We start from the raw sequence: 22,731 nt of genomic DNA, 5'->3' as shown, positions 1-22,731 counted from the left end.
TGAAGAAATGTGAACGTCAGAATTGATGTAAGGCAGGTTTAGTCTGATAAATCTGTTTTTACTCCGTTTGAGGTAGAGAAAAACTTAAAATTGGTGGGTTAATTTTTATGGCGGCGGTTCTGGGCAAACAGCTCTTCAACTTCCTGTTTTGGCTGAGGTCGGTAGAAGTGGAAGCCCTGAATTGAGCTACAGTTGAGGTTTGATAGGAGTGTCGCTTGCTCGCTAGTTTCAACACCTTCAGCAACCACTGTTAGGTTGAGAGACTTACCGAGGTTGATGATGTTCTCTATCACTGTGACTTGCTTTGGTAGAGTGTCAATGTCGGTGATAAAGGCACGGTCTATTTTCAACTCGTCGATAGGGAAGCGAGCCAAATACGAAAGTGAAGAGTAACCTGTTCCAAAGTCATCAATCGAGAGAGCAAAGCCAAGTTTTTTTATGGCGTTGAGCATTTGAAGTGTGTGTTCGCTGTCACTCATCACCGCACTTTCGGTCAGCTCAAAGGTGATGGCGCTTGGGTCTAGCTCTGTCGTTCGCAGCAGCTTTTCCATGTAGTCGATCAGTTTAGGATTACCAAATTGCTCCGGCGAAAGGTTGATCGCAACACGTCCTGGTAAGATCCCTTGGATCTTCCAACGCTTAACTGTTGCAAACACCTCGCGCATCACCACTCGGCCTAGTTGTTCAATCAAGCCAGCACGCTCAGCCACAGGGATAAACGCGGCAGGACTGATGTAGCCTTCGACGGGGTGCTTCCAACGTACCAAGGCTTCTGCACCATTGATGGTAAAGTCACGGGCATTGACCTTAGGTTGATACCAAACCTCCAGACCGTTTTGCTGCAGTGCTTTCTGAAGTTCGATTTCAAGCCAGAGACGCATACGAGCCTCTTTGTTCATCTGCTCATTGAACTTAATCAGGCGATTACGACCTCGGTCTTTGGCTTCATACATTGCGGTATCAGCATTTTGTAGCAAGATACGCGCATCGGTCCCATCTTGAGGGAAGTTGACGCTGCCGATAGAGCAAGCTAAGCGTTTGCTAAAATGGTGAAGATCGAACGGTTGGTTGATCAGAGCAATGATCTTTTCGGCTAGAGTTTCAACGGTCTTTTTGTGTTCTGGCTCCGGCAGAATGATACCAAATTCATCCCCCCCTAAATGGCCGACAACAGCGCGTCTTGGCAGCAGGCGTTTAAGTCGAGAGGCGACCTCTTTTATCACCTTATCACCGATGTGATGACCGAGTGAGTCATTGATATTTTTAAAGTTATCAATGTCTAAGTACAACATCACCGCTGGCGTCTCATTATGAATAAACTGCTCTAATCGTTTAGTGAAACCAACACGGTTATACAACTTAGTCAGTCCGTCAATGTAGGCATCTTCATTCATGTTGGTAGTGAGCGTCTTCGGTGCTTCTTGCGCATCTTGAATCAAGACCAATTGGGTAGTACTGCCCAATAGCGCAGTTGAATCAATATGCAACTGAACCTTGCGTTCAAACCCACAGCGCGCGCCAGTTAAGCACACCAAACCAGACTCAGAAACAATAGAGCTCAGCTTATTGTTGAAGACTGTTTTGGTTTGCTCATCAATGAATAGGCGTCCTAGCTCTTCGCCGAGCAGCTCTGATGGAGAGTTAAAGCCGAGTAAGCGAGCAGCCGCTGGGTTAGAAGAGAGAATGAAATCATCTTCGACAAGAAGAAGACCGTCAGGCAACAAATGGGTTAGCTTATGGAACTTGGCTTCAGACTCTTCGAGTGAACGGACAAGTACTTGATTTTCTGATGTATCAAAGGCGTGAAAAACAATGTAATCGGTGTCTTTTCCGTTAGACAGAGGTGCTAGGCTAAAGTGAAGGCTGGTATCGAGGTCGGTTTCGTTGAGCGTAATTTCAGCCTCAATGGACTCACCCTTAAAGGCGCGTTCGTAATATGGTTTAAGGTGTTGGTAGAACTGTTCACCAAGGGTTTGGCGGTCGTTCATCCCTGTTAACTCTGATTGGTCTAACCCCGCAATATCACAGTAACGCTCATTAACTATAAAATAGTTATGCTGAGCATCAAGAATAGCAAAAAAGAAAGGGCTATTTGCTGTGAGCTGTGAAAACCAATGTTGTAGTTGCTGGGGAGGCATCAAAGTACTACCAATTCTCCAAGAGCTTGAGCATTCATTATCGATGAATGTTTATTACTGAATGATGTAATTTTTGCTATTTAGTCAAAATAGCAGCGATCTTGCGACTGTCCTTAAGGTCTGAGTTACTATAACCGCGATTCCGGGGATGTTAAAGCCCAAGTATCAAACCGAAATTAATTTGATACATAACAGGAATTGAGCTTTCAACATCACTTATGATAAGTGCCATATTATTGATAAAGTTACGGATAAGTCACGTGATAAACAAGATTCGCACTCAACTAGTTCAAAATGCCGCATCAATTTTGCGATCTCCAGTCCAGTTATTGCCAAAAACAGTACAAAAAAGAGCCTTGTTAGAAGCGCTAAAAAATGTGTTTAAGGAAGCGCTGGAAGATGGCGACTTTGAATTTCTTGAAGAGAAGTGGTTAAAAGTGTCGATTAAAGATATGGGGTTGAGTTGGTGTATCAGCTATAGAGATGAGCAACTCATTGTTGCAGATAAAGAAGTGATAGAAGATGTCAGCTTTAGCGGTAATCTGAACGACCTTGTATTGATCGCTGGACGCAAAGAAGACCCAGATACTTTGTTCTTTCAACGCCGCCTTTCTATTGAAGGGGATACCGAGCTGGGCCTAGAGGTGAAGAACCTGATGGACAGTGTAGATTTAGACCTACTTCCGGCTCCAATGAAAATGTTATTGAATCAATTAGCTGATTTTGTGCAGAAGGGGGTACAATCGCCTCAGACACAAAATGAGGTAATGAATGCTTATTCGAACTGAGGCACCTGCAGATATACTTGCAATTGACCGCTTGCTGAAATCTGTTTTTGAAACCGATGCAGAAGCGAACCTAGTGATGAGCCTACGTGAAAACAGTCATCTGACACTCTCTTTGGTGGCGTGCTCTGATGAAGGTGAAGTGGTTGGCCATGTGATGTTTAGCCCACTGACACTAAAAGGCGAAGATCATAACTGGCAGGGCTTAGCGCCATTAGCTGTGCGCGAGGACTTTCGTGGTCAAGGCATTGCTCACTCTTTGATGGAAGAGGCTTTTTCGTCACTGCGCGATTTTGGTTATCCAGCCTGTGTGGTTCTGGGCGACCCAAGCTTTTACAGTAAGGCCGGTTTTAAGGCTGCCAGTGAGTTTGGTTTTCAGTGCCCTTGGGATGTGCCTGAAGGCGCCTTTCAAGCGATTGAGCTGGTGGAAGGTGCGTTTTCTGGACACAGTGGTACCATTGAGTTCAGCCCTGAGTTTAATGAGCTCTAGGCGAACGTAACCCTCATCGACTTCGCCAGCACATAAGATGCGGATAGAAGAAACGTGACCAATAGAGATAAAGGAGCTTGATGCTCCTTTATTTTTTGTTAGTATCAGCTCGATTCAACCTTGAGCTCCGTCAGATAGGCACAGACATGTCACAGATTCATGCGCAGTATTTACAGGAAATGGGAATTACTCAGTGGGAACTGAGCCACCCTGAACGCTTGGCCGGTTATCAGACTGAGCTCGTTAAACTGCCTGAAATATGCCAGTTACTATTGGTTTCACCAGAAAAGCCGCAAGGCGCGCTAGCTGAGATGTTTGAGCGAGTGCTAAAAAGCATTAAATTGGATCTATCACAAGCGCAGTATATCCATCCAAGTGAACTGAACCATTTTGATTTAACTTCACCGCAGTGGGTGTGGTTTGCTGGGTGTGAATCCGATACTGATATCGCGGCTAAAACGCTGCAATCCCCTTTACTATCTCAGATTGATGGTAATAACCAGCAACGTCGCGCTCTATGGCAGCAAATTTGTTCTTATGAATAGTCAATTTATTAGTATGTCAGACTCGCACCTCAACGCGATCTGGCAGATTGAGCAGCAAGCTCATACTCATCCTTGGTCACAAAACATGATTCGCGATCTCGACAGTCGAGGTGGTTGCCATCATGTAATGCTGGTCGATGACGAAGTTGTCGGGTACTTCTACGCACAAAACATTGTTGGCGAAGTAACGTTACTGAATATTGCGGTTGCCCCTCATCACCAAGGTAAGGGATATGGCAAAGCACTGATTGAGCACTTTCTGTTGGTGTGCGAAAAAGCGAAAGCAGAGAGTGCATGGCTAGAAGTTCGCGAAAGTAACACTAACGCATTTGGTTTGTACGAGTGGGTTGGTTTTAATGAGGTGGATCGTCGCCGTAACTATTACCCAACAACAACAGGTAAAGAAGACGCTATTATCATGAGCTACATCTTCTTTTAATGATTTACTCGACAATATCGAAATCAGTAGAGCTCAACTTCGGTTGGGCTTTTTACTGTCTGATGTTTCTGAAACTAAGACAGACGTTTACTTACGTTCCATAAAGTGTTCGAAATTGGTACTCAGCTCTTTACTATTAAATACCGAGCCAATGGTTTGATCTTCAAAAATTGATTGGGCTGCACTCTGCATTTTCGGGGAAAGTGGAATATAGCCAGCCGTGCTCACGACATACGATAAATGTTTTTGATTCAAGTAGTGTTCGATGAACTGATTGACGGAATGTCGGTTAACGGCTGCTTTGTTGACGTAGATAAACAGTGGCCGAGACAGTGAGCTGTACTGGCCACTGGTGACACTATTGATACTTGGAGCAATGGCCTGCTGCTTGTGATTGGTGATAGAGACCGCCTTGAGTTGGGTTTGATTGTTTTGGTAATAAGCAAAGCCTAAGAAGGCGAGGGCATTGGGATCAGTCGCGACTTTTGAGGCTAATAGATAATCGTCTTCATTGGCGATATAGTCACCGCGCAACTCGTCGCCATTGAGAACAACATTGGTAAAGTAGTCGTATGTTCCAGAGTCACTCCCCGGGGCGTAGAGCTTAACCGGCTCTGCTGGGAAGTTTGAATTGAGCTGATTCCAATGAGTAATGGTTTTTTCTGAAGAGGAATGCCATAAGGTTGCCAACTCTTCTAGAGATAGGCGTTTTAACCAATGGTTGTCTTTACTGACCACGAGAGTGACCGCATCAAGTGCGATAGGCAGTTCTAAAAACTCAATGCCGTTTTCTCGACACAGGGCTTTTTCTTGCGTTTTGATAGGGCGAGAGGCGTTAGAGATATCCGTCTTACCACGACAAAACTTGCGAAATCCGCCCCCTGTTCCAGTGACACCAACCACTATCTGGGCGACTTCTTTCTGCTGGGCCATAAACTGCTGAGCGAATTGATGAGTGATGGGGTAAACCGTGCTTGAACCTTCGATCTTGATCAGATCTTTTGTCATGCCCATCGTTGGCCATAGAGACAAACAGATAACAGTGGTGATTGCTTTGTGTAAGAACCTTTCCATCATAGTGTACGTTACGCTTCTATCGGCCAGCATTGTCAGATTTAATCAAGCCACTGAAATATACGGTGTTGAACTTGGTTATACAATGTGCACTTATCAATATTCATCAAAACTTCATAACTAATTGAAATGCTTGGTTGTTCATTAATTTGAAACATTGATGGATTAAGGTCGATTTATTCCCAATCTTTTTGTCCTGATTATGTTGTTCCCCAAAGTGCTAAATAAGCGAAAGTTCTTGTTCACCTCTCTATTGGCGTTGCTGGTGGTCGCGTCAACCACGGTTCTCGTGATGCAATCGACCCATCTTTTGGTTAAAAAATCCCCCCTTGCAGAAGCCGCAGCTGAGATAAAGATCAACGGCTCTCTGGCTTACTTATGGTTCGATGAGATTGTTTCCGGCGATACAACCCAATCGATCCAAGAGGTCTGGTACTACCTAGAGATTGCGGATTGGCATGTAGGGGCGTTGCTCGATGGGGGAGAGAGCATCATGGGCAGTTACCAAGCGATCAGCGATCCCGAACTTCGAGAGCGATTGATGATGCTGCGTCAAACGCTGGCTGAGTTTCGTCAATATGCGGGTTCGCATTATCAGCAATCGGTTTTAGAGACACCGTCATTGGGGTTAAAAACTGACGAGTATTATCTCGATTTCGCTAGTCAGGCAGATGAGATTCAACGCGTAATCAAAACCAGCTATGAATCCGGCATTGCGAGCTACACCAAAACCAGTATTACTCTAATTATTGCCGCCGTTTTTATCGCTGTGTACTCACTTCGTGTTCAGTTTAAATATGAGCAGAGCCGAGATTTGCTATTGAAATCGCTTACGGATGCCAAGTCATCGATTGAGCTCAAGAACAAGCAGTTACATACTCAAGCCTATTTCGACCCTTTGACCGAATTACCCAATCGTACTCTGTTTCTCGATAGGCTTGGACAGTCGATACTCAATGCTCAGCAGACTCAACGCCCATTCGCGCTGTTATTCCTCGACCTTGATCATTTTAAAGAGGTTAACGATCTCTATGGTCATGCTGCGGGTGATGAACTATTAAAGCAGGTCGCGCAGCGCATAACACAGTCGATTCGAGTAACGGATCTATCAGCGAGATTTAGCGGTGATGAATTTGTCATCGTTTTGGAACACTTGCGCGACGTCGATATGGCGGTGAGTGTAGCGAACAAGATCGCCTCGAAGTTGATTAAGCGTCTAAGAGAGCCTTTCACACTGAAACATGGCACTGCAGAAGTTACAGCGAGTATTGGTATTTCGATTTACCCGGATGATAGTACCTCTCAGCACTCACTGATCCGTTATGCTGACGACGCGATGTATCATGCTAAGTCATCAGGGAAAAACAATTTTCAGTTCTACTCAAGAGAGCTCAACTATATTGCGATGTCGCAGAAAGAGTTGGAACGCGAGTTAAGACAAGCGGTCGATAAGCAGCAGTTTGAAATTCACTACTTACCCAAATGGGCATTAAAATCGAGGGATGTGGAAGGGGTTGAAGCACTTGTACGCTGGAATCACCCGACTAAAGGTTTGATGGGTCCGAATGATTTTATTCCTGTAGCAGAAGCGACCGGGCAAATTCGTCAGATAGATCTGTTGGTAGCAGAAATGGCGTTGGCACAACACAAAAACTGGCTTACTCGCGGTATTGATATTGGTGTGATGAGCTTTAACATCTCAGCTCGCAGCTTGAAACATCCTCAGTTCTTTGATGCGTTGAAGCGTGTGATCATCTCCAGTGGTGTGGCAACACACAGAATTGAAGTGGAGATCACCGAAACCGTGATGATAGAGAATGATCAGTTTGCACAGATAATCTTTAAAGAGCTTCATCAACTTGGTGTTCGTATCGCGCTTGATGATTTTGGTACTGGCTTTTCATCTCTCTCTTATCTCAAAGATTTTGAATTCGATACTCTGAAGATCGATCGTAGTTTTGTGATGGACTATGTCACCAATTCAACCTCATTAGTGCTTCTCAAAAGCATGATTCAGATAGGCAATGAACTTGGTGTTGCGGTCGTCGCGGAGGGGGTAGAGACGTTGCAACAACAACGTGATCTAATGGTGATGGGGTGTGAAATAGGACAGGGTTTCTATCTTACTTCTCCTCAAACGGCTGATAAATTAATAGAGAATCTTAGGCTGAACTCTGTTTCTAATGTGGTACCTATGTCTAGCTCTCTAGGGTAGCGCACCTTCCCACACCCTAACTTTTTCTAGCTCAGGCTTTAGAAAGCTGGGCGACTTCTGTATAATCCGCACACAAAATTCAAGGGCAAGTCTCAACAACTTGCCCTTTTTACGCTTTAGATCAGCAAAGGGCGACTATGTCTTTCCAACAAGAAGTGAGCAAACGTAGAACGTTTGCGATTATCTCTCACCCGGATGCGGGTAAAACCACGATTACTGAAAAGGTTCTTTTATTCGGAAACGCGATTCAAAAAGCGGGTACCGTAAAAGGCCGTGGCTCTAACCAGCATGCTAAATCTGACTGGATGGAGATGGAAAAAGAACGTGGTATCTCGGTAACCACGTCTGTGATGCAGTTCCCGTACAATGATTGCCTAGTAAACCTACTAGATACTCCGGGACACGAAGACTTCTCGGAGGATACCTACCGTACACTAACGGCTGTTGACTCATGTCTAATGGTTATCGATGCTGCAAAAGGTGTCGAAGACCGTACACGTAAGCTAATGGAAGTAACACGTCTACGTGATACTCCAATCGTAACCTTCATGAACAAATTGGACCGTGATGTGCGTGATCCAATGGAAGTTCTAGATGAAGTTGAAAGCGAGCTGAGCATGGCGTGCGCACCAATCTCTTGGCCAATCGGTTGTGGTAAAGAGTTTAAAGGTGTTTACCACATTCACCGCGATGAGACGATCTTGTACGAATCTGGCCACGGCCATGAGATCCAAGAAGTTCGTATCATCAAAGGTCTAGATAACCCGGAACTGGATGCAGAAGTTGGCGCAGATCTAGCGGAAAGTGTTCGTGAAGAGCTTGAACTTGTCATGGGCGCGTGCCCTGAGTTTGACCATGACCTATTCCTAGCGGGCGAACTAACACCGGTTTTCTTTGGTACTGCATTGGGTAACTTTGGTGTGGACCACATGCTAGATGGCCTGACGGAATGGGCGCCAATGCCGAAAACTCGTCAAGCAGTTGAGCGTGATGTTGAAGCGACAGAAGAGAAGTTCTCTGGCTTCGTATTTAAGATCCAAGCAAACATGGATCCAAAACACCGTGACCGTATCGCATTCATGCGTATCGTATCGGGTACTTACTCTCAAGGTATGAAGATGAACCATGTTCGTACTGGTAAGAATGTAAGTATCTCTGATGCGGTAACTTTCATGGCGGGCGACCGTGCACGTGCTGAGAAAGCATACGCGGGTGACATCATTGGTCTGCATAACCACGGTACAATCCAGATTGGTGATACCTTCACTCAAGGTGAGTCACTGAAGTTCTCTGGTATTCCTAACTTTGCACCAGAACTGTTCCGTCGTATTCGTCTGCGCGATCCACTAAAACAGAAGCAGCTACTTAAAGGTCTAGTTCAACTTTCTGAAGAGGGTGCGGTTCAGGTATTCCGTCCACTACAGAACAACGATCTGATTGTAGGTGCGGTTGGTGTGCTTCAGTTTGATGTGGTTGTAGCTCGTCTGAAAGCGGAATACAACGTTGAAGCGATCTACGAGAGCGTGAACGTTGCGACAGCACGTTGGGTTGAGTGTGGTGATGCGAAGAAGTTCGAAGAGTTCAAGCGTAAGAACCAGACTAACCTAGCGTTGGATGGTGGCGATAACCTAACTTACATCGCACCAACTATGGTTAACTTGAACCTAGCATCAGAGCGTTTCCCTGATGTTGAGTTCCGTGCAACTCGCGAGCACTAATCTATTGATGACGGTGCCAACTCACTGAGCTGGTGCTAGTCGAAGTGATTAAAAACGTCTATTGTTCTGCAATAGGCGTTTTTTTATGTTGGCCTTAAGGAGAATGGATGTTTCAAGTCATTAAACGATGGATTAAGCAGTACGATAAATGGTGTAAAGAGTTAGGGTTAACTCCAGAAAATAAGCGCAGCTGCACCCCTTATCGTAGCGATCCTCAACCTGAACCCAAAGATAAGCCGTAATGTCGATACCGCTATTCGATACCCACTGTCATCTAGACTTCGACGTCTTTTCACTTGGTGAACAAGACAGTTCTACGGCTGCTCTAGATTATCTCTCAACCGCTCGAGAGAGAGGTGTTGAGAAGGTTGTTGTACCGTCAATTGGTCAAACCAACTGGGAAAAGCTCGATCGACTGAGCTTGGAACACGCCAACCTTTACTATGCGTTGGGTTTTCATCCTTACTTTCTAGCGACAGTGAATGAGAGCGAATTTGCTCAACTTGAACAGCACTTAAGTGGCGCTTCTGAACGGTGTGTTGCGATCGGGGAGTGCGGCTTAGACTTCTTTGCGGATGTGGGTATCGAGAAGCAAGAGCGCTTTTTGATTCATCAGATACAGCTCGCGACCGCTTTTGAACTGCCTCTGATTATCCACGAACGGAAATCACATAACCGCCTTATTCAGCTTATTAAGCAGCAAAAATTCACCAATGGTGGAGTGATTCATGGTTTTTCGGGCAGCGAACAGCAAGCTTTAGAGTGGATTCGCTTAGGATTCTATATTGGTGTCGGTGGAACGATAACTTACCCAAGAGCGCAGAAAACGCGCACCACAGTTGCTCGTCTTCCTCTTGAATGGGTTGTTTTAGAGACAGATGCACCGGATATGCCGATCAGTGGTCAGCAAGGAAACATTAATCATTCCAAATATTTAGTTACGATATTAAATGAACTTGTTTCGCTTAGAAAAGAGCCAAAGCAATCGATTGCAACTCAAATTTGGCAAAATAGCCATCGGCTATTCGGTATATGTGAATAAAATCTAAAGTTTTTGTTTATCGTTTGCGTGTTTTACAACTGTATCGTGACTTGGCTCACAGATGTAAATGAATGATACATGAATCTTATACCAAAGTGTGAGGACGGCATTACTTTATTAGTGGTCGCATGAGTATAATTGCCTCCGCTTTATAGCCCCATTTTGTAACACGCCAATAAATAACCAATAAGGAAGTCATAAACTATGAGCCTGTTTATGAGCCTAGTCGGTATGGTAGTACTGATTGCAATCGCAGTATTACTGTCTGACAACCGCAAAGCTATTAACTTTAGAACGGTGGGTGGCGCATTCGCTATCCAATTCGCACTTGGTGCATTCGTACTTTACATCCCTTGGGGTCGTGATCTTCTTGCAGGTTTCTCTGCAGGTGTAGCAAACGTGATCGACTACGGTAAAGACGGTACTGGTTTCCTATTCGGCAGCCTAGTTAACTTCTCAGTTGACGGTATCGGTTTCATCTTTGCATTCCAAGTACTACCAACTCTAATCTTCTTCTCTGCACTTATCTCTGTACTTTACTACATTGGTGTAATGCAATGGGTTATCAAGATTCTTGGTGGTGGCCTACAGAAAGCTCTTGGCACATCTCGTGCGGAGTCTATGTCTGCTGCAGCAAACATCTTCGTTGGTCAAACTGAAGCTCCTCTAGTTGTACGTCCTTTCGTACCAAAAATGACTCAGTCTGAACTATTCGCTGTAATGTGTGGTGGTCTAGCTTCTGTTGCTGGTGGTGTACTAGCAGGTTACGCTTCTATGGGTGTACCTCTAGAGTACCTAGTTGCTGCATCATTCATGGCAGCACCAGGTGGTCTACTATTCGCTAAGATCATCAAGCCAGAGACTGATACACCTGCTGATGACATCGCTGACGAAATGGACGGTGGCGACGACAAGCCAGCTAACGTAATCGACGCAGCCGCTGGTGGTGCATCTGTTGGTCTTCAACTTGCTCTAAACGTTGGTGCAATGCTACTAGCGTTCATCGGTCTAATCGCTCTAATCAACGGTATCCTAGGTGGTATCGGTGGTTGGATTGGTTTTGAAGGCCTAACTCTTGAGTGGATTCTTGGTAAACTATTCTCTCCACTAGCATTCATTATTGGTGTGCCATGGGCTGAAGCAGATATCGCTGGTTCATTCATCGGTCAGAAGATCGTAGTTAACGAATTCGTTGCATACCTAAACTTCGTACCTTTCGTTGGTGAAAACGCGCAAATCGTTGAAGCAACGGGTCAAGTAATGTCTGTTAAGACTCAAGCAATTATCTCGTTCGCACTATGTGGTTTCGCAAACCTTTCTTCTATCGCGATTCTACTAGGTGGTCTAGGTGGTCTAGCTCCAAACCGTCGTCACGACATCGCTCGTATGGGTGTTAAAGCGGTTATTGCTGGTACTCTATCTAACCTGATGGCAGCGACAATTGCTGGCTTCTTCTTATCTTTCTAATTAAGTAGATTAGATTATATAGACGCCACTTTAATATCGCCCCGTAGCAAGAGATTGCTGCGGGGCTTTTTTGTTTTAGGAACCGGATTATTGAACGACAAACGCAGGAAGTGTTGATACACAGGATGTGTTATTCACAACGATTGCTGTCATCAATAACTCGGAAACTGAATTATTTTGAGATACAAACCGTTTGCGTTCTAAGGAGCACTACAAATTATCGAAGGATACCTATAATGTATAAGCTATAGAGATAGGATTTCTCTTTTTGGCAAGAAAATGACCGCTTGTTCAACAGCAATCGCGATTCTTCTGGGATTAAGCCAAACATAGCGATACGCTATAGATGTTAGACACAACAAGGTAACTTTGTTGTGCCATAGACCAAACTGGTACTGTGCGGTGACAAGGATAGCAATTGACGGCGTAAGGCCAACAAGTCTTCAGGGAACCAAGTCCGTTCATTGGTGACTACAGAGCATTACTAAAATATCCATCTATACTGGATGGAGGGCAAAGTAGTTAACTATTTGAATATATTGATCGGAGATAGAAATGAGCGATTTAAAAGCAGCAGCTCTACGTGCACTTAAACTTATGGACCTAACTACGCTAAATGACGACGACACAACGGAAAAAGTTGTAGCGCTTTGTCACGACGCGAAGACTGCAGTGGGCAACACAGCTGCAATCTGTATTTACCCTCGCTTTATCCCAGCTGCTAAGAAGGCACTGCGTGAGCAAGGTACTCCAGAAGTACGTATTGCGACTGTAACTAACTTCCCTCATGGTAACGATGACATCGAAATCGCAGTGGCTGAAACTAAAGCAGCAGTCGCTTACGGTGCAGACGAAGTAGACGTAGTATTCCCATACCGCGCTCTAATCGCTGGCAACGAAGAGGTTGGTTTCGAGCTAGTTAAACAGTGTAAAGAAGCATGTGGCGACATCACACTGAAAGTAATCATCGAAACTGGTGAGCTTAAAGAAGAAGCTCTAATCAAGAAAGCATCTGAAATTTGTATCAAAGCAGGCGCTGACTTCATTAAAACTTCAACAGGTAAAGTGCCAGTAAACGCGACTCCAGAGTACGCGCGCATGATGCTTGAAGTGATCCGTGACATGGGCGTAGCTAAGACGGTTGGTTTCAAACCAGCAGGTGGTGTTCGTACTGCTGAAGATGCAGCACAATACCTAGCAATGGCTGATGACATCCTAGGCGCAGATTGGGCTGACAACATGCACTACCGTTTTGGTGCATCAAGTCTACTGACTAACCTACTAAACACATTAGAAGTAACAGACGAGACAGCTGATCCAGCAGCTTACTAATTCTTAAATTGTCTGTTTGATGGAGCGGTGATTTTTCCGCTCCATATTACCTCTTTACCTTACATACCATACTCATCATGAGTGTTGGGAGGAATCTAATGTCTGAAGTATCGAATACCAAAACTCCAACTTTTCTACCTCAAGAAATTATTCGCAGAAAACGTGACGGCGAAGTGCTAACTGCAGAAGAGATCAACTTCTTCATTCAGGGCGTTGCTAAGAACACGGTTTCTGAAGGCCAAATCGCGGCATTTGCAATGGCGATCTTCTTCAACGAAATGACAATGCCAGAACGCATTGCGCTAACGTGTGCAATGCGTGATTCAGGTATGGTTATCGATTGGAGCCACATGAACTTTGATGGTCCTATCGTTGATAAACACTCTACAGGTGGTGTAGGTGACGTAACTTCACTGATGCTTGGCCCAATGGTGGCAGCATGTGGTGGTTTCGTTCCTATGATCTCTGGTCGTGGTCTTGGCCACACAGGTGGTACGCTCGATAAACTTGAGTCTATCCCTGGCTACAACATCACACCGACAAATGAAGTGTTTGGTGAAGTAACCAAAGACGCAGGTGTTGCAATTATCGGTCAAACAGGTGATCTAGCTCCTGCGGACAAGCGCGTATACGCGACGCGCGATATCACAGCGACTGTAGACAACATCTCGCTAATCACCGCTTCAATTCTTTCTAAGAAACTGGCTGCTGGCCTAGATTCTCTAGTCATGGATGTAAAAGTAGGTTCTGGCGCGTTCATGCCAACTTACGAAGCGTCTGAAGAGTTGGCGAAATCTATCGTTGCGGTAGCAAACGGTGCAGGTACTAAGACAACAGCGATTCTAACTGACATGAACCAAGTTCTGGCTTCTTCTGCAGGTAATGCCGTTGAGGTACGTGAAGCGGTTCAATTCCTGACAGGTGAATACCGTAACCCTCGTCTTCTCGAAATCACGCTCGCTTCATGTGCTGAAATGCTCGTGCTTGGCAACCTTGCGAAAGACTCTGAAGAGGCTCGTGAGAAGCTAATGGCGGTACTGGATAACGGTAAAGCGGCAGAGTGCTTTGGCAAGATGGTTGCAGGTCTAGGCGGTCCAGCTGACTTCGTAGAAAACTACGACAACTACCTAGAGAAAGCGGAAATCATCAAGCCAGTATACGCACTTGAAAGTGGCGTTGTATCAGCAATGGATACGCGCGCAATCGGTATGGCCGTTGTTGGCATGGGTGGCGGTCGCCGCGTTGCAACTGACAGCATCGACTACGCAGTCGGCTTCGATAACTTCATCCGTCTAGGTGAAGTAGCAAGCGAAGACAAGCCTCTTGCGGTCATTCACGCACGTAATGAAGAGCAATGGCAAGAAGCGGCAACAGCCCTTCAAAATGCGATTACTGTTGGTGGTGAATACACAGCAACGCCAGACGTTTACCGTCAAATTCGTTCAGAAGACGTTTAATTAAAAAATTACACAAAGCCTGCTCACACCAACATTATTCGATAATGAGCGGGCTAAAGGAAATAGCAATGAAAAGAGCATTTATTTTAGTCTTAGACTCATTTGGTATTGGCGCAACGGCTGATGCTGAGAAATTTGGTGATGTAGGTTCAGACACTATGGGTCACATCGCTGATCAGTGTGACAAAGGTTTAGCGGATAACGCTGACCGTAAAGGCCCACTGACTCTGCCAAACCTATCTAAGCTGGGTCTTGCGATGGCTCATAAAGAGTCAACAGGTCGTTTTGCTCCAGGTATGGATGCAGACGCTGAAATCATCGGTGCTTACGGCCACGCAGCTGAGCTGTCTTCTGGTAAAGATACACCTTCAGGTCACTGGGAAATTGCGGGCGTTCCTGTTCTTTTCGATTGGGGCTACTTCACTGATAAAGAGAACAGCTTCCCTAAAGAGCTGACTGATCGCATTCTAGAGCGTGCTGGTCTATCTGGTTTCCTAGGTAACTGTCACGCATCGGGTACTCAAGTACTGGATGATCTAGGTGAAGAGCACATGAAGACGGGTCTACCCATCTTCTACACATCGGCAGATTCAGTATTCCAAATCGCATGTCATGAAGAGACCTTTGGTCTGCAAAATCTGCTAGACCTTTGTCAGATCGCGCGTGAAGAGCTGGAAGATTACAACATCGGCCGTGTTATCGCGCGTCCTTTCGTTGGTGCGGGTAAAGGTCAGTTTGAGCGTACCGGTAACCGTCGCGATCTATCTGTTGAGCCGCCATCAGCAACGATCCTGCAAAAACTGGTTGAAGAGAAAAACGGTGAGGTTCACTCAATCGGTAAGATCTCTGATATTTACGCAGGCTGTGGTATCACTAAGAAAACCAAAGCGACAGGTATCCCTGATCTATTTGAAGCCACTAAAGACGCAATCAAAGAAGCGGGTGACAACACGATTGTGTTCACTAACTTTGTAGATTTTGACTCTGCTTACGGTCACCGTCGTGACGTAGCGGGTTACGCGGCGGCGCTTGAGTACTTCGATGGTCGTATTCACGAAGTGATGGATATGATGCAAGAAGATGACATCTTGATCCTAACCGCTGACCACGGTTGTGATCCAACATGGCCGGGTTCTGACCACACTCGTGAGCACATTCCAGTGATCGTTTACGGTAAGAATGTTCCTGCTGGCTCATTAGGTCGTCGTGATACGTTCGCTGATATCGGCCAAACGCTAGCTACATACTTTGGTACGTCGCCAATGGGTTATGGCACAAGCTTTTTGTAATTTTTAAGTATACTGAGGAGAGAGGGTAGCCTCTCTCTTCTTTTTTGTTTTGAGATAAAGGATATTTTCAATGGCAACTCCACATATTAATGCTGAAATGGGCGCATTCGCAGACGTTGTTCTTATGCCGGGTGACCCGCTACGTGCTAAATACATCGCAGAAACATTCCTAGATGATGTTGTTCAGGTGTGTGATGTTCGCAACATGTTTGGTTACACAGGTACTTACAAAGGTCGTAAGATCTCTGTTATGGGCCACGGCATGGGCATTCCATCGTGCTCTATCTACGCGACAGAGCTTATTAAAGACTTCGGCGTGAAGAAAATCATCCGTGTTGGCAGCTGTGGTGCGGTTAGCGAAGATATTAAAGTGCGCGACGTTGTTATCGGCATGGGCGCTTGTACAGATTCAAAAGTGAACCGTATTCGCTTTAAAGGTCATGACTTTGCTGCCATTGCTGACTACAAAATGGTTCGTGCAGCTGAAGACGCGGCAAAAGCGCGCGGTGTTGACGTAAAAGTCGGCAACCTATTCTCAGCTGAGCTGTTCTACACACCAGATCCAGAAATGTTCGATGTGATGGACAAGTACGGCATCGTTGGTGTTGAGATGGAAGCGGCTGGTATCTACGGTGTGTGTGCTGAATACGGCGCGAAAGCACTAACTATCTGTACTGTTTCAGACCACATTAAAACAGGTGAGCAAACCACATCTGATGAGCGTCAAACGACTTTCAACGACATGATGGTGATTGCACTAGACTCTGTTCTACTGGGTGACGACGAGTAATCGAAAGCCTCAGTATGCTTTGAGCTGAATGAAAAAAAGCCCCCACAGTCTCGACTTTTGGGGCTTTTTATTGTGTGGTTGTATTGGCGTTTGCTTACTAAGAGCTAACATTCTTAAGAAGCAGGTTCTCGCCTGATTTGGATTTACCACGTCTAAGGATCAACAGAATAAACAGCACGCCACTGACAAATCCCATCACTACCATTCCAATCATATAGCGGTCACTCTTGCGGTAATGGTGATCTGAGATAGCCGTTACTCGACCTGTCTCAAACGTTACTCGGATAAAACCAATGATGGTGTTTTCTGGTGAGTAGATAGGTTCAACTAACTGCTGTTTGCCGATACTGGCCGTGGAAAGTGGTGTGTCTAACCCAAGTACTTCACGGACCGTCAGTGCCTTTTCACTCGATGCCAAACGAATGCCTTCAGCGTTGTAGATTGTGGTATCAAAAACCAATCGGTCTTGAGATAGCTGATTGGCGAGATCTAACAGGCGCTCTTGATCTTGCTGGATGATCATTTTGCTTGCAGATAGCGATGCTTGTGAGATTAGAACCTTGGTTAGAGTCTCGAGCTGCTTGGCTTGAATTTTCTCATTGCCTTTACTGATCACCACGGTGTTTTTGATGGTGACCACCAACATAGCGGCTAATAAAATCAGCGCTAAGATACGCAGTGCATTACGTAATGAGAACAGCGATTCATTCATGATTCATCTCGTCTGAAATAAACAAATGTTATGATTAAGGTATATTGAGACTTGCACATGTAAATTGCAATAGGTTAACGTCTAGCTAAGTTAATTAGGAATCATACACATGGACGCACAGAAACTCTTGCCTATCAAAAGGCATACTACGCTGCTCACTCGACTTCCAGAGACGCGATTCGCTTCTCAACTGGCTAAGTCAAAGGCAAACTGGATCGTATTTGGTGAGTACCTTTCTCCCCAAGCCTTCGACGACATCGATTTTTTTACAGGCTTCTACAACACCATTCTAGACACTTGGAAAGTAGGCAAATACGAAGTTGCTCTTATGTCTGGGCAGCTTACCCCAGCGCATGAAGAGATCTTACAAGGATTAAAACTGGATTACGCTTGCTTAAGTGAGGTTCCAGATTTGTCGAAGCCGGGTTTGATTGTGATGGATATGGACTCCACGGCGATTCAAATCGAATGCATCGACGAGATTGCAAAATTGGCGGGTGTGGGTGAACTGGTATCTGACATTACAGAGCGCGCAATGCAGGGTGAACTCGACTTTGAACAGAGCCTTCGTCAGCGCGTCGGTGCACTGAAAGATGCCGATGAAGCTATCTTAGAGCAAGTGCGCAGTACACTACCATTTATGCCAGATTTGGTAGAGTTAGTGAACACACTGAATAAGCTAGGTTGGAAAACGGCCATTGCATCGGGCGGCTTTACCTACTTCTCAGACTATCTTAAAGACACCTTAAATCTCGATTACGCGCAATCTAACACCTTGGAAATCGTCGATGGTAAGTTGACAGGGCAAGTGTTGGGCGATGTTGTATCAGCACAAACCAAGGCTGACATTCTTATTGAATTGGCTGAAGAGCATGAGATTGAGCTGCACAATACAGTGGCTGTTGGGGATGGTGCCAACGACTTAGTGATGATGAAAGCGGCAGGCTTGGGTATTGCCTATCATGCGAAACCGAAAGTGGAACAGCAGGCTCAATCGGCTGTTCGTTACTCAGGTTTGGGTGGCGTGCTATGTATTCTTTCAGGTGTATTGGCTAAGCATCAAAAAATCAGCTGGCAAGTGAAACCATAGTATCCTTGTTTATAGATAGAAAAAGCAGGTTTCAAAGCCTGCTTTTTTCATGGTGTTGGTGATTAGCTGAGCGAGATGGATTACTTGGTGAGCTCAAGTCTGACTAATACTTCATCTGTGATATCACACATTTCGCCGTAGCCAATAAAGGCCGTCACTTCATTTTCGAGTTTCTTCGCTTGATACATGCTTATACGAGCAATCGCCTCTAAATCAGATTGGAACAGGCTGGTCAGTGGATCGAAAATCGGTGCTGTTGATACTCGTAAAACGTAGAGCTCACCCATGTGCTGAGCCTTTTTGATAAACATAATCCGTTCTTTAACCGATTTGAACTCTCGACTTAGCTTAGTGTGTACCGACTGAACCTTGTCACCAAACTTAATGGCGGCCACGTACACATCATGATGCTTCGGACCTGCCCCTTTTATTTTTTTCAGTGGATCTGCTAGCAGGGTATTACTGTGTCCTTTAAAAATCGGCTCTAAAGATAACTTATGGTTGTGTCCAAGTTTTGCCAATAAGCTTAAGTAGCCATTAAGAGGGAAGTTAACCCCAATAATCTTGCAACGTAGCTTTGAGCTTGGCTTATCGATAAAGATCGGATTACTGACTATTTTACTCAACAAAACATTATGGAGAGACTCCAACAGTGAGTGAGTGGGCAGTATCTCTTGCTTTTTGATCAGTTTATTTTGGTTATGCTCGATGAGACCATTAAGGAAAGCCACAGTGCGCATGGTTTTGCCCGTTTCATCGATCGCCAACTGAACATTTTTTCCATTTGGGCTAACGCGGATTACTCGGTAAGGTACTGCACTCAGAGGCAGCTTCTTATCATAGAGTTGAAGCTCATTGAAGTTGATGGTAACAGGATCGTCGATCTTCAGTATCAGTGGCTGCTCTAATGCGACGCTTAAGCCACGCTTGGAAAGATCCAGAGTATGACCGTTAGCTGCTGCACCATCGCCTGCTGTGATCTGCAGTGGTGACTTAAACTGATAGCGTGGCTCTTTGCGGCGAGATTGAGAATCAAAGTAGATGCTCTGAATATTACCCACAACGGCGCGTGCATGGCGGAACTTATTCAGCTCACTGCTGGCAATACGTGGTTTTTCTGTAAGTAGGTAGTCGTCTGCACTGTCATCCGCACCTATCTCTTGCAAGATGCCACAGTGTGTTAATTGCTCAGAGCTTCTTGCGAGATCTTTCGAGTGCTGCGCTAGCGATTTACGTTCTTCTTCGGTCAGTTCAAAAACAGAGAATTTAAAGGTTTTCCAGCTCACTCTTTTAGCACCAATGTGCCAGAACAGCTGACGTTGTTCTCTGGTTGCCTCTGGCAGCATCATTGAGTAGAACAGCGTCTTATTTTGGTGCTCGTGAGTAAACGAGTAGATAACATTGCTCGTCCCTTTTACACCAGGCTTAGCTAATTGGCTCATACGCTGTTCATTAAATAGCGTCCCTAAAGCTTGTTGGTTCCGCTCATCATGCCAGTACTGCCAAAGAGGGAGATTGTTATCAGTCAGCAGAGCCAGTTTGAGTTCACTGCCGCTAAAAAAGAGGGGCAGGTTACAGGTGTGCTTGAGGTATGTATGCTCGATCCCGCGAGTTCGGGTGCGAATAATGCGATCTTGGTTCTCGTGCTGAGTCTTCTTGCTGTTGCTGTTTAATGACTCTTCGATTAAGCGACTGACAACATTACTATCACATACACGTATTGTTCGTAAAAACTTAACCGCATTGTTCTCAAAAGAGTCGTCGATACCAAGAATACGATACTCAATGGTTTTATCAACTTCAGGTTCTTTTGACTTTTCAACCAACTCAGTGAATTTGACGCCAATGACTTCACCAAGATTATATTTGAAGGCGCTCGGCACTTTAAACTTTCCGCCTGATGGCGATATATCCACTGTCACACCATACAGCACTTGGCCCTTTGAGGTTGTTATTTCAACTTGAGACGCAACTTTTAGACGGTTCTCTTGACGTTTCAAATCGTAACCCAGATTAATAGCTTCCGCTTCATAGGGGCTATTGGCACTGGTAATGCCGTTATCTTCTTGCTGAGCGGTATTGATTTGATTATTGACGGGTTGAGTTCGCGGAGACATCACCATCTCCCAAACTCCCTCAGTATAGCCGCGAAACTTTTTAGTACCTCGCTGATAGGCGTTGAGCGCGATATCGTCAAGCCAGTGTTTACGTCCGTCTAGGGTAAACTGGTGACACTCATTGTCGATACGGCCTCGTAAATCGATACTCTTGGTGCATGGCGCCATGATACGATTTAGTTCCATTTTAACGAGCAATTTCAGAGACGGGGATTCACCCTCTGTCATTTGTGATAGAAGGAAATCGAAATCCTCAGCGTGATAGGCTGGGATGAGTCGCTCTGCTATAGATAGAATTTCAGATTGCTGCATACTTTTATTGTTAGAATGGATAGTGCACTTATGTTATCGACTAGTTTTAATCGATCTTTAAGTATAACTGGTACGACTGCAACGATTATTTTAATCCGCACGGTCAACAACACCGTAATTTGACAACATCATCGTGTAACAAGGTAAATTATTGAGGTTTTATGGCTAAGGCAAAACGAGCTTATGTATGTAATGACTGTGGTGCAGACTTTCCGCGCTGGCAGGGGCAATGTAATGCATGCGGAGCTTGGAACACAATCACAGAGGTAAGGCTCGCTGCATCACCTCAAGTTGCACGTAATGAGAGACTCACCGGTTACGCAGGCAGCGCAACGGAATCGAGTGTTCAAACCCTTTCAGAGATCGATCTGCAAGAAGTACCGAGATTTAGTAGTGGCTTTAAAGAGCTCGATCGCGTTCTTGGCGGCGGTGTGGTTCCTGGTGCTGCGATTCTTATCGGTGGTAACCCAGGAGCTGGTAAGTCGACGCTACTGTTACAGACGATGTGTCTACTCTCTTCACAGCTTCCCACTTTATATGTGACAGGTGAGGAATCGTTGCAGCAGGTGGCGATGCGCGCCTCGCGTTTAGGCTTGCCGAAAGATCATCTCAAAATGTTGTCTGAAACCAATGTCGATAAGATCTGTCAGGTAGCAGAAAAAGAGCAACCGAAGATCATGGTTATAGACTCGATTCAAGTTATGCATGTCGCCGATGTTCAGTCATCGCCGGGCAGTGTGGCTCAGGTACGTGAGTCAGCAACCGCACTGACTCGCTTTGCCAAGCAGAATAATGTCGCTATTTTCCTTGTTGGTCACGTAACTAAAGATGGCACGCTGGCAGGCCCTAAAGTGCTAGAGCATATTATTGACTGCTCGGTGCTGCTTGATGGCGGTACGGATAGTCGTTTTAGAACGCTGCGCAGCCATAAAAACCGTTTTGGTGCGGTGAATGAGCTTGGTGTTTTTGCAATGACGGGGCAGGGGCTTAAAGAAGTCTCGAACCCTTCGGCTATTTTCCTTTCTCGTGGTGAAGAAGAAACCTCGGGAAGCTCAGTGATGGTGGTTTGGGAAGGTACGCGTCCACTTCTCGTCGAGATTCAAGCGCTGGTGGATTATTCACAGTTGGCGAACCCTCGTCGTGTCGCTGTAGGCTTAGAGCAAAACCGCCTCTCTTTATTACTCGCCGTGCTGCATAAACATGGCGGACTGCAAATGGCTGACCAAGATGTGTTTGTGAACGTCGTCGGTGGTGTTAAAGTAACCGAAACCAGTGCTGACCTAGCATTAGTGATGGCACTGTTGTCTAGTTTTAGAGACAGAGCACTGCCTAAAGATGTGGTCGTGTTTGGTGAAGTCGGTTTGGCCGGGGAGATTAGGCCGGTTCCAAGTGGGCAAGAGCGTCTAAACGAAGCCTTCAAGCATGGCTTTAAAAAAGCGATCGTGCCGGCGGCCAATATGCCCAAGGGTGGTATTCCAGGGATGCAAATCCACGGGGTGAAAAAATTGTCAGAAGCAATTAGTGCTTTTGATGAGTTGTAATAAAGCTAAGTTAGGCTAATCTATACAGCAGCAAATCAAATTGGGTTTGCGAATCGTCTTTCTGCGAGCCCAATATTAAAATTGACAACCGTTTAGGTTGTTTCTACAGAGCACTTTTCCTTTCTGATTGTGGAAAGACAAAAGTTTTTTAGTCTCAAATGCATGCAAAGCTATCAGT

At 45.4% G+C, this 22,731-nt stretch carries 18 protein-coding genes and 1 pseudogene; 15 read left to right on the top strand and 4 right to left on the bottom strand.

From position 1 onward, the window contains the following. Positions 1–98: 98 nt before the first annotated feature. Positions 99–2,138: a sensor domain-containing protein gene (locus vsple_RS11140; RefSeq protein WP_261882040.1), complete on the bottom strand. Its 2,040-nt coding sequence runs from the start codon at positions 2,136–2,138 to the stop codon at positions 99–101. Between the two features lie 260 nt (positions 2,139–2,398). Here vsple_RS11140 and ubiT point away from each other — a divergent pair, with 260 nt between their 5' ends. From ubiT to rimI, 4 genes are all read left to right on the top strand, one after another. Then, on the top strand, positions 2,399–2,926 hold the full coding sequence (gene ubiT / locus vsple_RS11135; RefSeq protein WP_261882039.1) for a ubiquinone anaerobic biosynthesis accessory factor UbiT: 528 nt from the start codon (positions 2,399–2,401) through the stop codon (positions 2,924–2,926). Next, positions 2,910–3,413 (top strand): GNAT family N-acetyltransferase, encoded by a 504-nt coding sequence (locus vsple_RS11130; RefSeq protein WP_261882038.1) that lies wholly within the window; start codon positions 2,910–2,912, stop codon positions 3,411–3,413. Before ubiT ends, vsple_RS11130 begins: the two co-directional genes overlap by 17 nt. A 146-nt stretch (positions 3,414–3,559) precedes the next feature. Beyond that, positions 3,560–3,958, top strand: coding sequence for a DNA polymerase III subunit psi (locus vsple_RS11125; protein WP_261882037.1), 399 nt, complete (start codon positions 3,560–3,562; stop codon positions 3,956–3,958). Further along, a complete protein-coding gene (rimI, locus tag vsple_RS11120) occupies positions 3,951–4,397 on the top strand; it encodes a ribosomal protein S18-alanine N-acetyltransferase (protein ID WP_255229998.1) in 447 nt (148 codons plus the stop codon). Before vsple_RS11125 ends, rimI begins: the two co-directional genes overlap by 8 nt. A gap of 87 nt (positions 4,398–4,484) precedes the next feature. On the opposite strand, the gene vsple_RS11115 is transcribed toward rimI, so the two are convergent. Next, positions 4,485–5,474, bottom strand: coding sequence for a phosphate ABC transporter substrate-binding protein PstS family protein (locus tag vsple_RS11115; RefSeq protein WP_261882036.1), 990 nt, complete (start codon positions 5,472–5,474; stop codon positions 4,485–4,487). A gap of 235 nt (positions 5,475–5,709) precedes the next feature. On the opposite strand from vsple_RS11115, the gene vsple_RS11110 reads away from it, so the two are divergent. From vsple_RS11110 to deoD, 9 genes and pseudogenes are all read left to right on the top strand, one after another. Next, entirely contained in the window at positions 5,710–7,686 is a 1,977-nt protein-coding gene (locus tag vsple_RS11110) for a putative bifunctional diguanylate cyclase/phosphodiesterase (RefSeq protein ID WP_261882035.1), read from the top strand. 137 nt (positions 7,687–7,823) lie between these two features. Then, positions 7,824–9,404, top strand: a complete 1,581-nt coding sequence (gene prfC, locus vsple_RS11105; RefSeq protein WP_032551563.1) for a peptide chain release factor 3 — start codon at positions 7,824–7,826, stop codon at positions 9,402–9,404. A 107-nt stretch (positions 9,405–9,511) separates the two neighbouring features. Beyond that, a pseudogene (locus tag vsple_RS11100) lies at positions 9,512–9,707 on the top strand (DUF5363 family protein). Continuing rightward, positions 9,646–10,446, top strand: coding sequence for a TatD family hydrolase (locus tag vsple_RS11095; protein WP_261882034.1), 801 nt, complete (start codon positions 9,646–9,648; stop codon positions 10,444–10,446). Before vsple_RS11100 ends, vsple_RS11095 begins: the two are co-directional and overlap by 62 nt. A gap of 204 nt (positions 10,447–10,650) precedes the next feature. After that, a complete protein-coding gene (locus tag vsple_RS11090; protein WP_261882033.1) occupies positions 10,651–11,913 on the top strand; it encodes a NupC/NupG family nucleoside CNT transporter in 1,263 nt (420 codons plus the stop codon). A 555-nt stretch (positions 11,914–12,468) separates the two neighbouring features. Beyond that, complete coding sequence (deoC, locus tag vsple_RS11085) at positions 12,469–13,245, top strand: deoxyribose-phosphate aldolase (protein WP_261882032.1); 777 nt, start codon at positions 12,469–12,471, stop codon at positions 13,243–13,245. Positions 13,246–13,343: 98 nt separating this feature from the next. Beyond that, a complete protein-coding gene (gene deoA / locus vsple_RS11080) occupies positions 13,344–14,702 on the top strand; it encodes a thymidine phosphorylase (RefSeq protein WP_032551568.1) in 1,359 nt (452 codons plus the stop codon). Between the two features lie 68 nt (positions 14,703–14,770). Continuing rightward, positions 14,771–15,991 (top strand): phosphopentomutase, encoded by a 1,221-nt coding sequence (locus vsple_RS11075; RefSeq protein ID WP_255230005.1) that lies wholly within the window; start codon positions 14,771–14,773, stop codon positions 15,989–15,991. Between the two features lie 70 nt (positions 15,992–16,061). Continuing rightward, a complete protein-coding gene (gene deoD, locus vsple_RS11070; RefSeq protein WP_255230006.1) occupies positions 16,062–16,781 on the top strand; it encodes a purine-nucleoside phosphorylase in 720 nt (239 codons plus the stop codon). A 97-nt stretch (positions 16,782–16,878) separates the two neighbouring features. Here the strand turns inward: deoD and vsple_RS11065 are convergent, their stop codons facing one another. After that, positions 16,879–17,493, bottom strand: coding sequence for a YtjB family periplasmic protein (locus tag vsple_RS11065; RefSeq protein ID WP_255230007.1), 615 nt, complete (start codon positions 17,491–17,493; stop codon positions 16,879–16,881). 109 nt (positions 17,494–17,602) lie between these two features. Here vsple_RS11065 and serB point away from each other — a divergent pair, with 109 nt between their 5' ends. After that, positions 17,603–18,583, top strand: a complete 981-nt coding sequence (gene serB / locus vsple_RS11060) for a phosphoserine phosphatase (protein WP_255230008.1) — start codon at positions 17,603–17,605, stop codon at positions 18,581–18,583. An 80-nt stretch (positions 18,584–18,663) separates the two neighbouring features. On the opposite strand, the gene vsple_RS11055 is transcribed toward serB, so the two are convergent. Next, a complete protein-coding gene (locus tag vsple_RS11055) occupies positions 18,664–21,012 on the bottom strand; it encodes a PilZ domain-containing protein (protein ID WP_261882031.1) in 2,349 nt (782 codons plus the stop codon). A gap of 161 nt (positions 21,013–21,173) precedes the next feature. On the opposite strand from vsple_RS11055, the gene radA reads away from it, so the two are divergent. Then, a complete protein-coding gene (gene radA, locus vsple_RS11050) occupies positions 21,174–22,553 on the top strand; it encodes a DNA repair protein RadA (RefSeq protein ID WP_255230010.1) in 1,380 nt (459 codons plus the stop codon). Positions 22,554–22,731: the final 178 nt, after the last annotated feature.

The sequence above is a fragment of the Vibrio pelagius genome, assembly GCF_024347575.1.
GTDB classification, from domain to species: domain Bacteria; phylum Pseudomonadota; class Gammaproteobacteria; order Enterobacterales; family Vibrionaceae; genus Vibrio; species Vibrio pelagius.
This window is presented reverse-complemented; position numbering and strand designations above follow the sequence as displayed.

What these genes read in the sequence shown, in the direction of transcription:
- vsple_RS11140 (WP_261882040.1), bottom strand. Translation starts at nt 2,138, where the DNA reads ATGCCTCCCCAGCAACTACAACATTGGTTTTCACAGCTCACAGCAAAT.
- vsple_RS11130 (WP_261882038.1), top strand. Translation starts at nt 2,910, where the DNA reads ATGCTTATTCGAACTGAGGCACCTGCAGATATACTTGCAATTGACCGC.
- vsple_RS11125 (WP_261882037.1), top strand. Translation starts at nt 3,560, where the DNA reads ATGTCACAGATTCATGCGCAGTATTTACAGGAAATGGGAATTACTCAG.
- rimI (WP_255229998.1), top strand. Translation starts at nt 3,951, where the DNA reads ATGAATAGTCAATTTATTAGTATGTCAGACTCGCACCTCAACGCGATC.
- vsple_RS11115 (WP_261882036.1), bottom strand. Translation starts at nt 5,474, where the DNA reads ATGATGGAAAGGTTCTTACACAAAGCAATCACCACTGTTATCTGTTTG.
- prfC (WP_032551563.1), top strand. Translation starts at nt 7,824, where the DNA reads ATGTCTTTCCAACAAGAAGTGAGCAAACGTAGAACGTTTGCGATTATC.
- vsple_RS11095 (WP_261882034.1), top strand. Translation starts at nt 9,646, where the DNA reads ATGTCGATACCGCTATTCGATACCCACTGTCATCTAGACTTCGACGTC.
- vsple_RS11090 (WP_261882033.1), top strand. Translation starts at nt 10,651, where the DNA reads ATGAGCCTGTTTATGAGCCTAGTCGGTATGGTAGTACTGATTGCAATC.
- deoC (WP_261882032.1), top strand. Translation starts at nt 12,469, where the DNA reads ATGAGCGATTTAAAAGCAGCAGCTCTACGTGCACTTAAACTTATGGAC.
- deoA (WP_032551568.1), top strand. Translation starts at nt 13,344, where the DNA reads ATGTCTGAAGTATCGAATACCAAAACTCCAACTTTTCTACCTCAAGAA.
- vsple_RS11075 (WP_255230005.1), top strand. Translation starts at nt 14,771, where the DNA reads ATGAAAAGAGCATTTATTTTAGTCTTAGACTCATTTGGTATTGGCGCA.
- deoD (WP_255230006.1), top strand. Translation starts at nt 16,062, where the DNA reads ATGGCAACTCCACATATTAATGCTGAAATGGGCGCATTCGCAGACGTT.
- vsple_RS11065 (WP_255230007.1), bottom strand. Translation starts at nt 17,493, where the DNA reads ATGAATGAATCGCTGTTCTCATTACGTAATGCACTGCGTATCTTAGCG.
- serB (WP_255230008.1), top strand. Translation starts at nt 17,603, where the DNA reads ATGGACGCACAGAAACTCTTGCCTATCAAAAGGCATACTACGCTGCTC.
- vsple_RS11055 (WP_261882031.1), bottom strand. Translation starts at nt 21,012, where the DNA reads ATGCAGCAATCTGAAATTCTATCTATAGCAGAGCGACTCATCCCAGCC.
- radA (WP_255230010.1), top strand. Translation starts at nt 21,174, where the DNA reads ATGGCTAAGGCAAAACGAGCTTATGTATGTAATGACTGTGGTGCAGAC.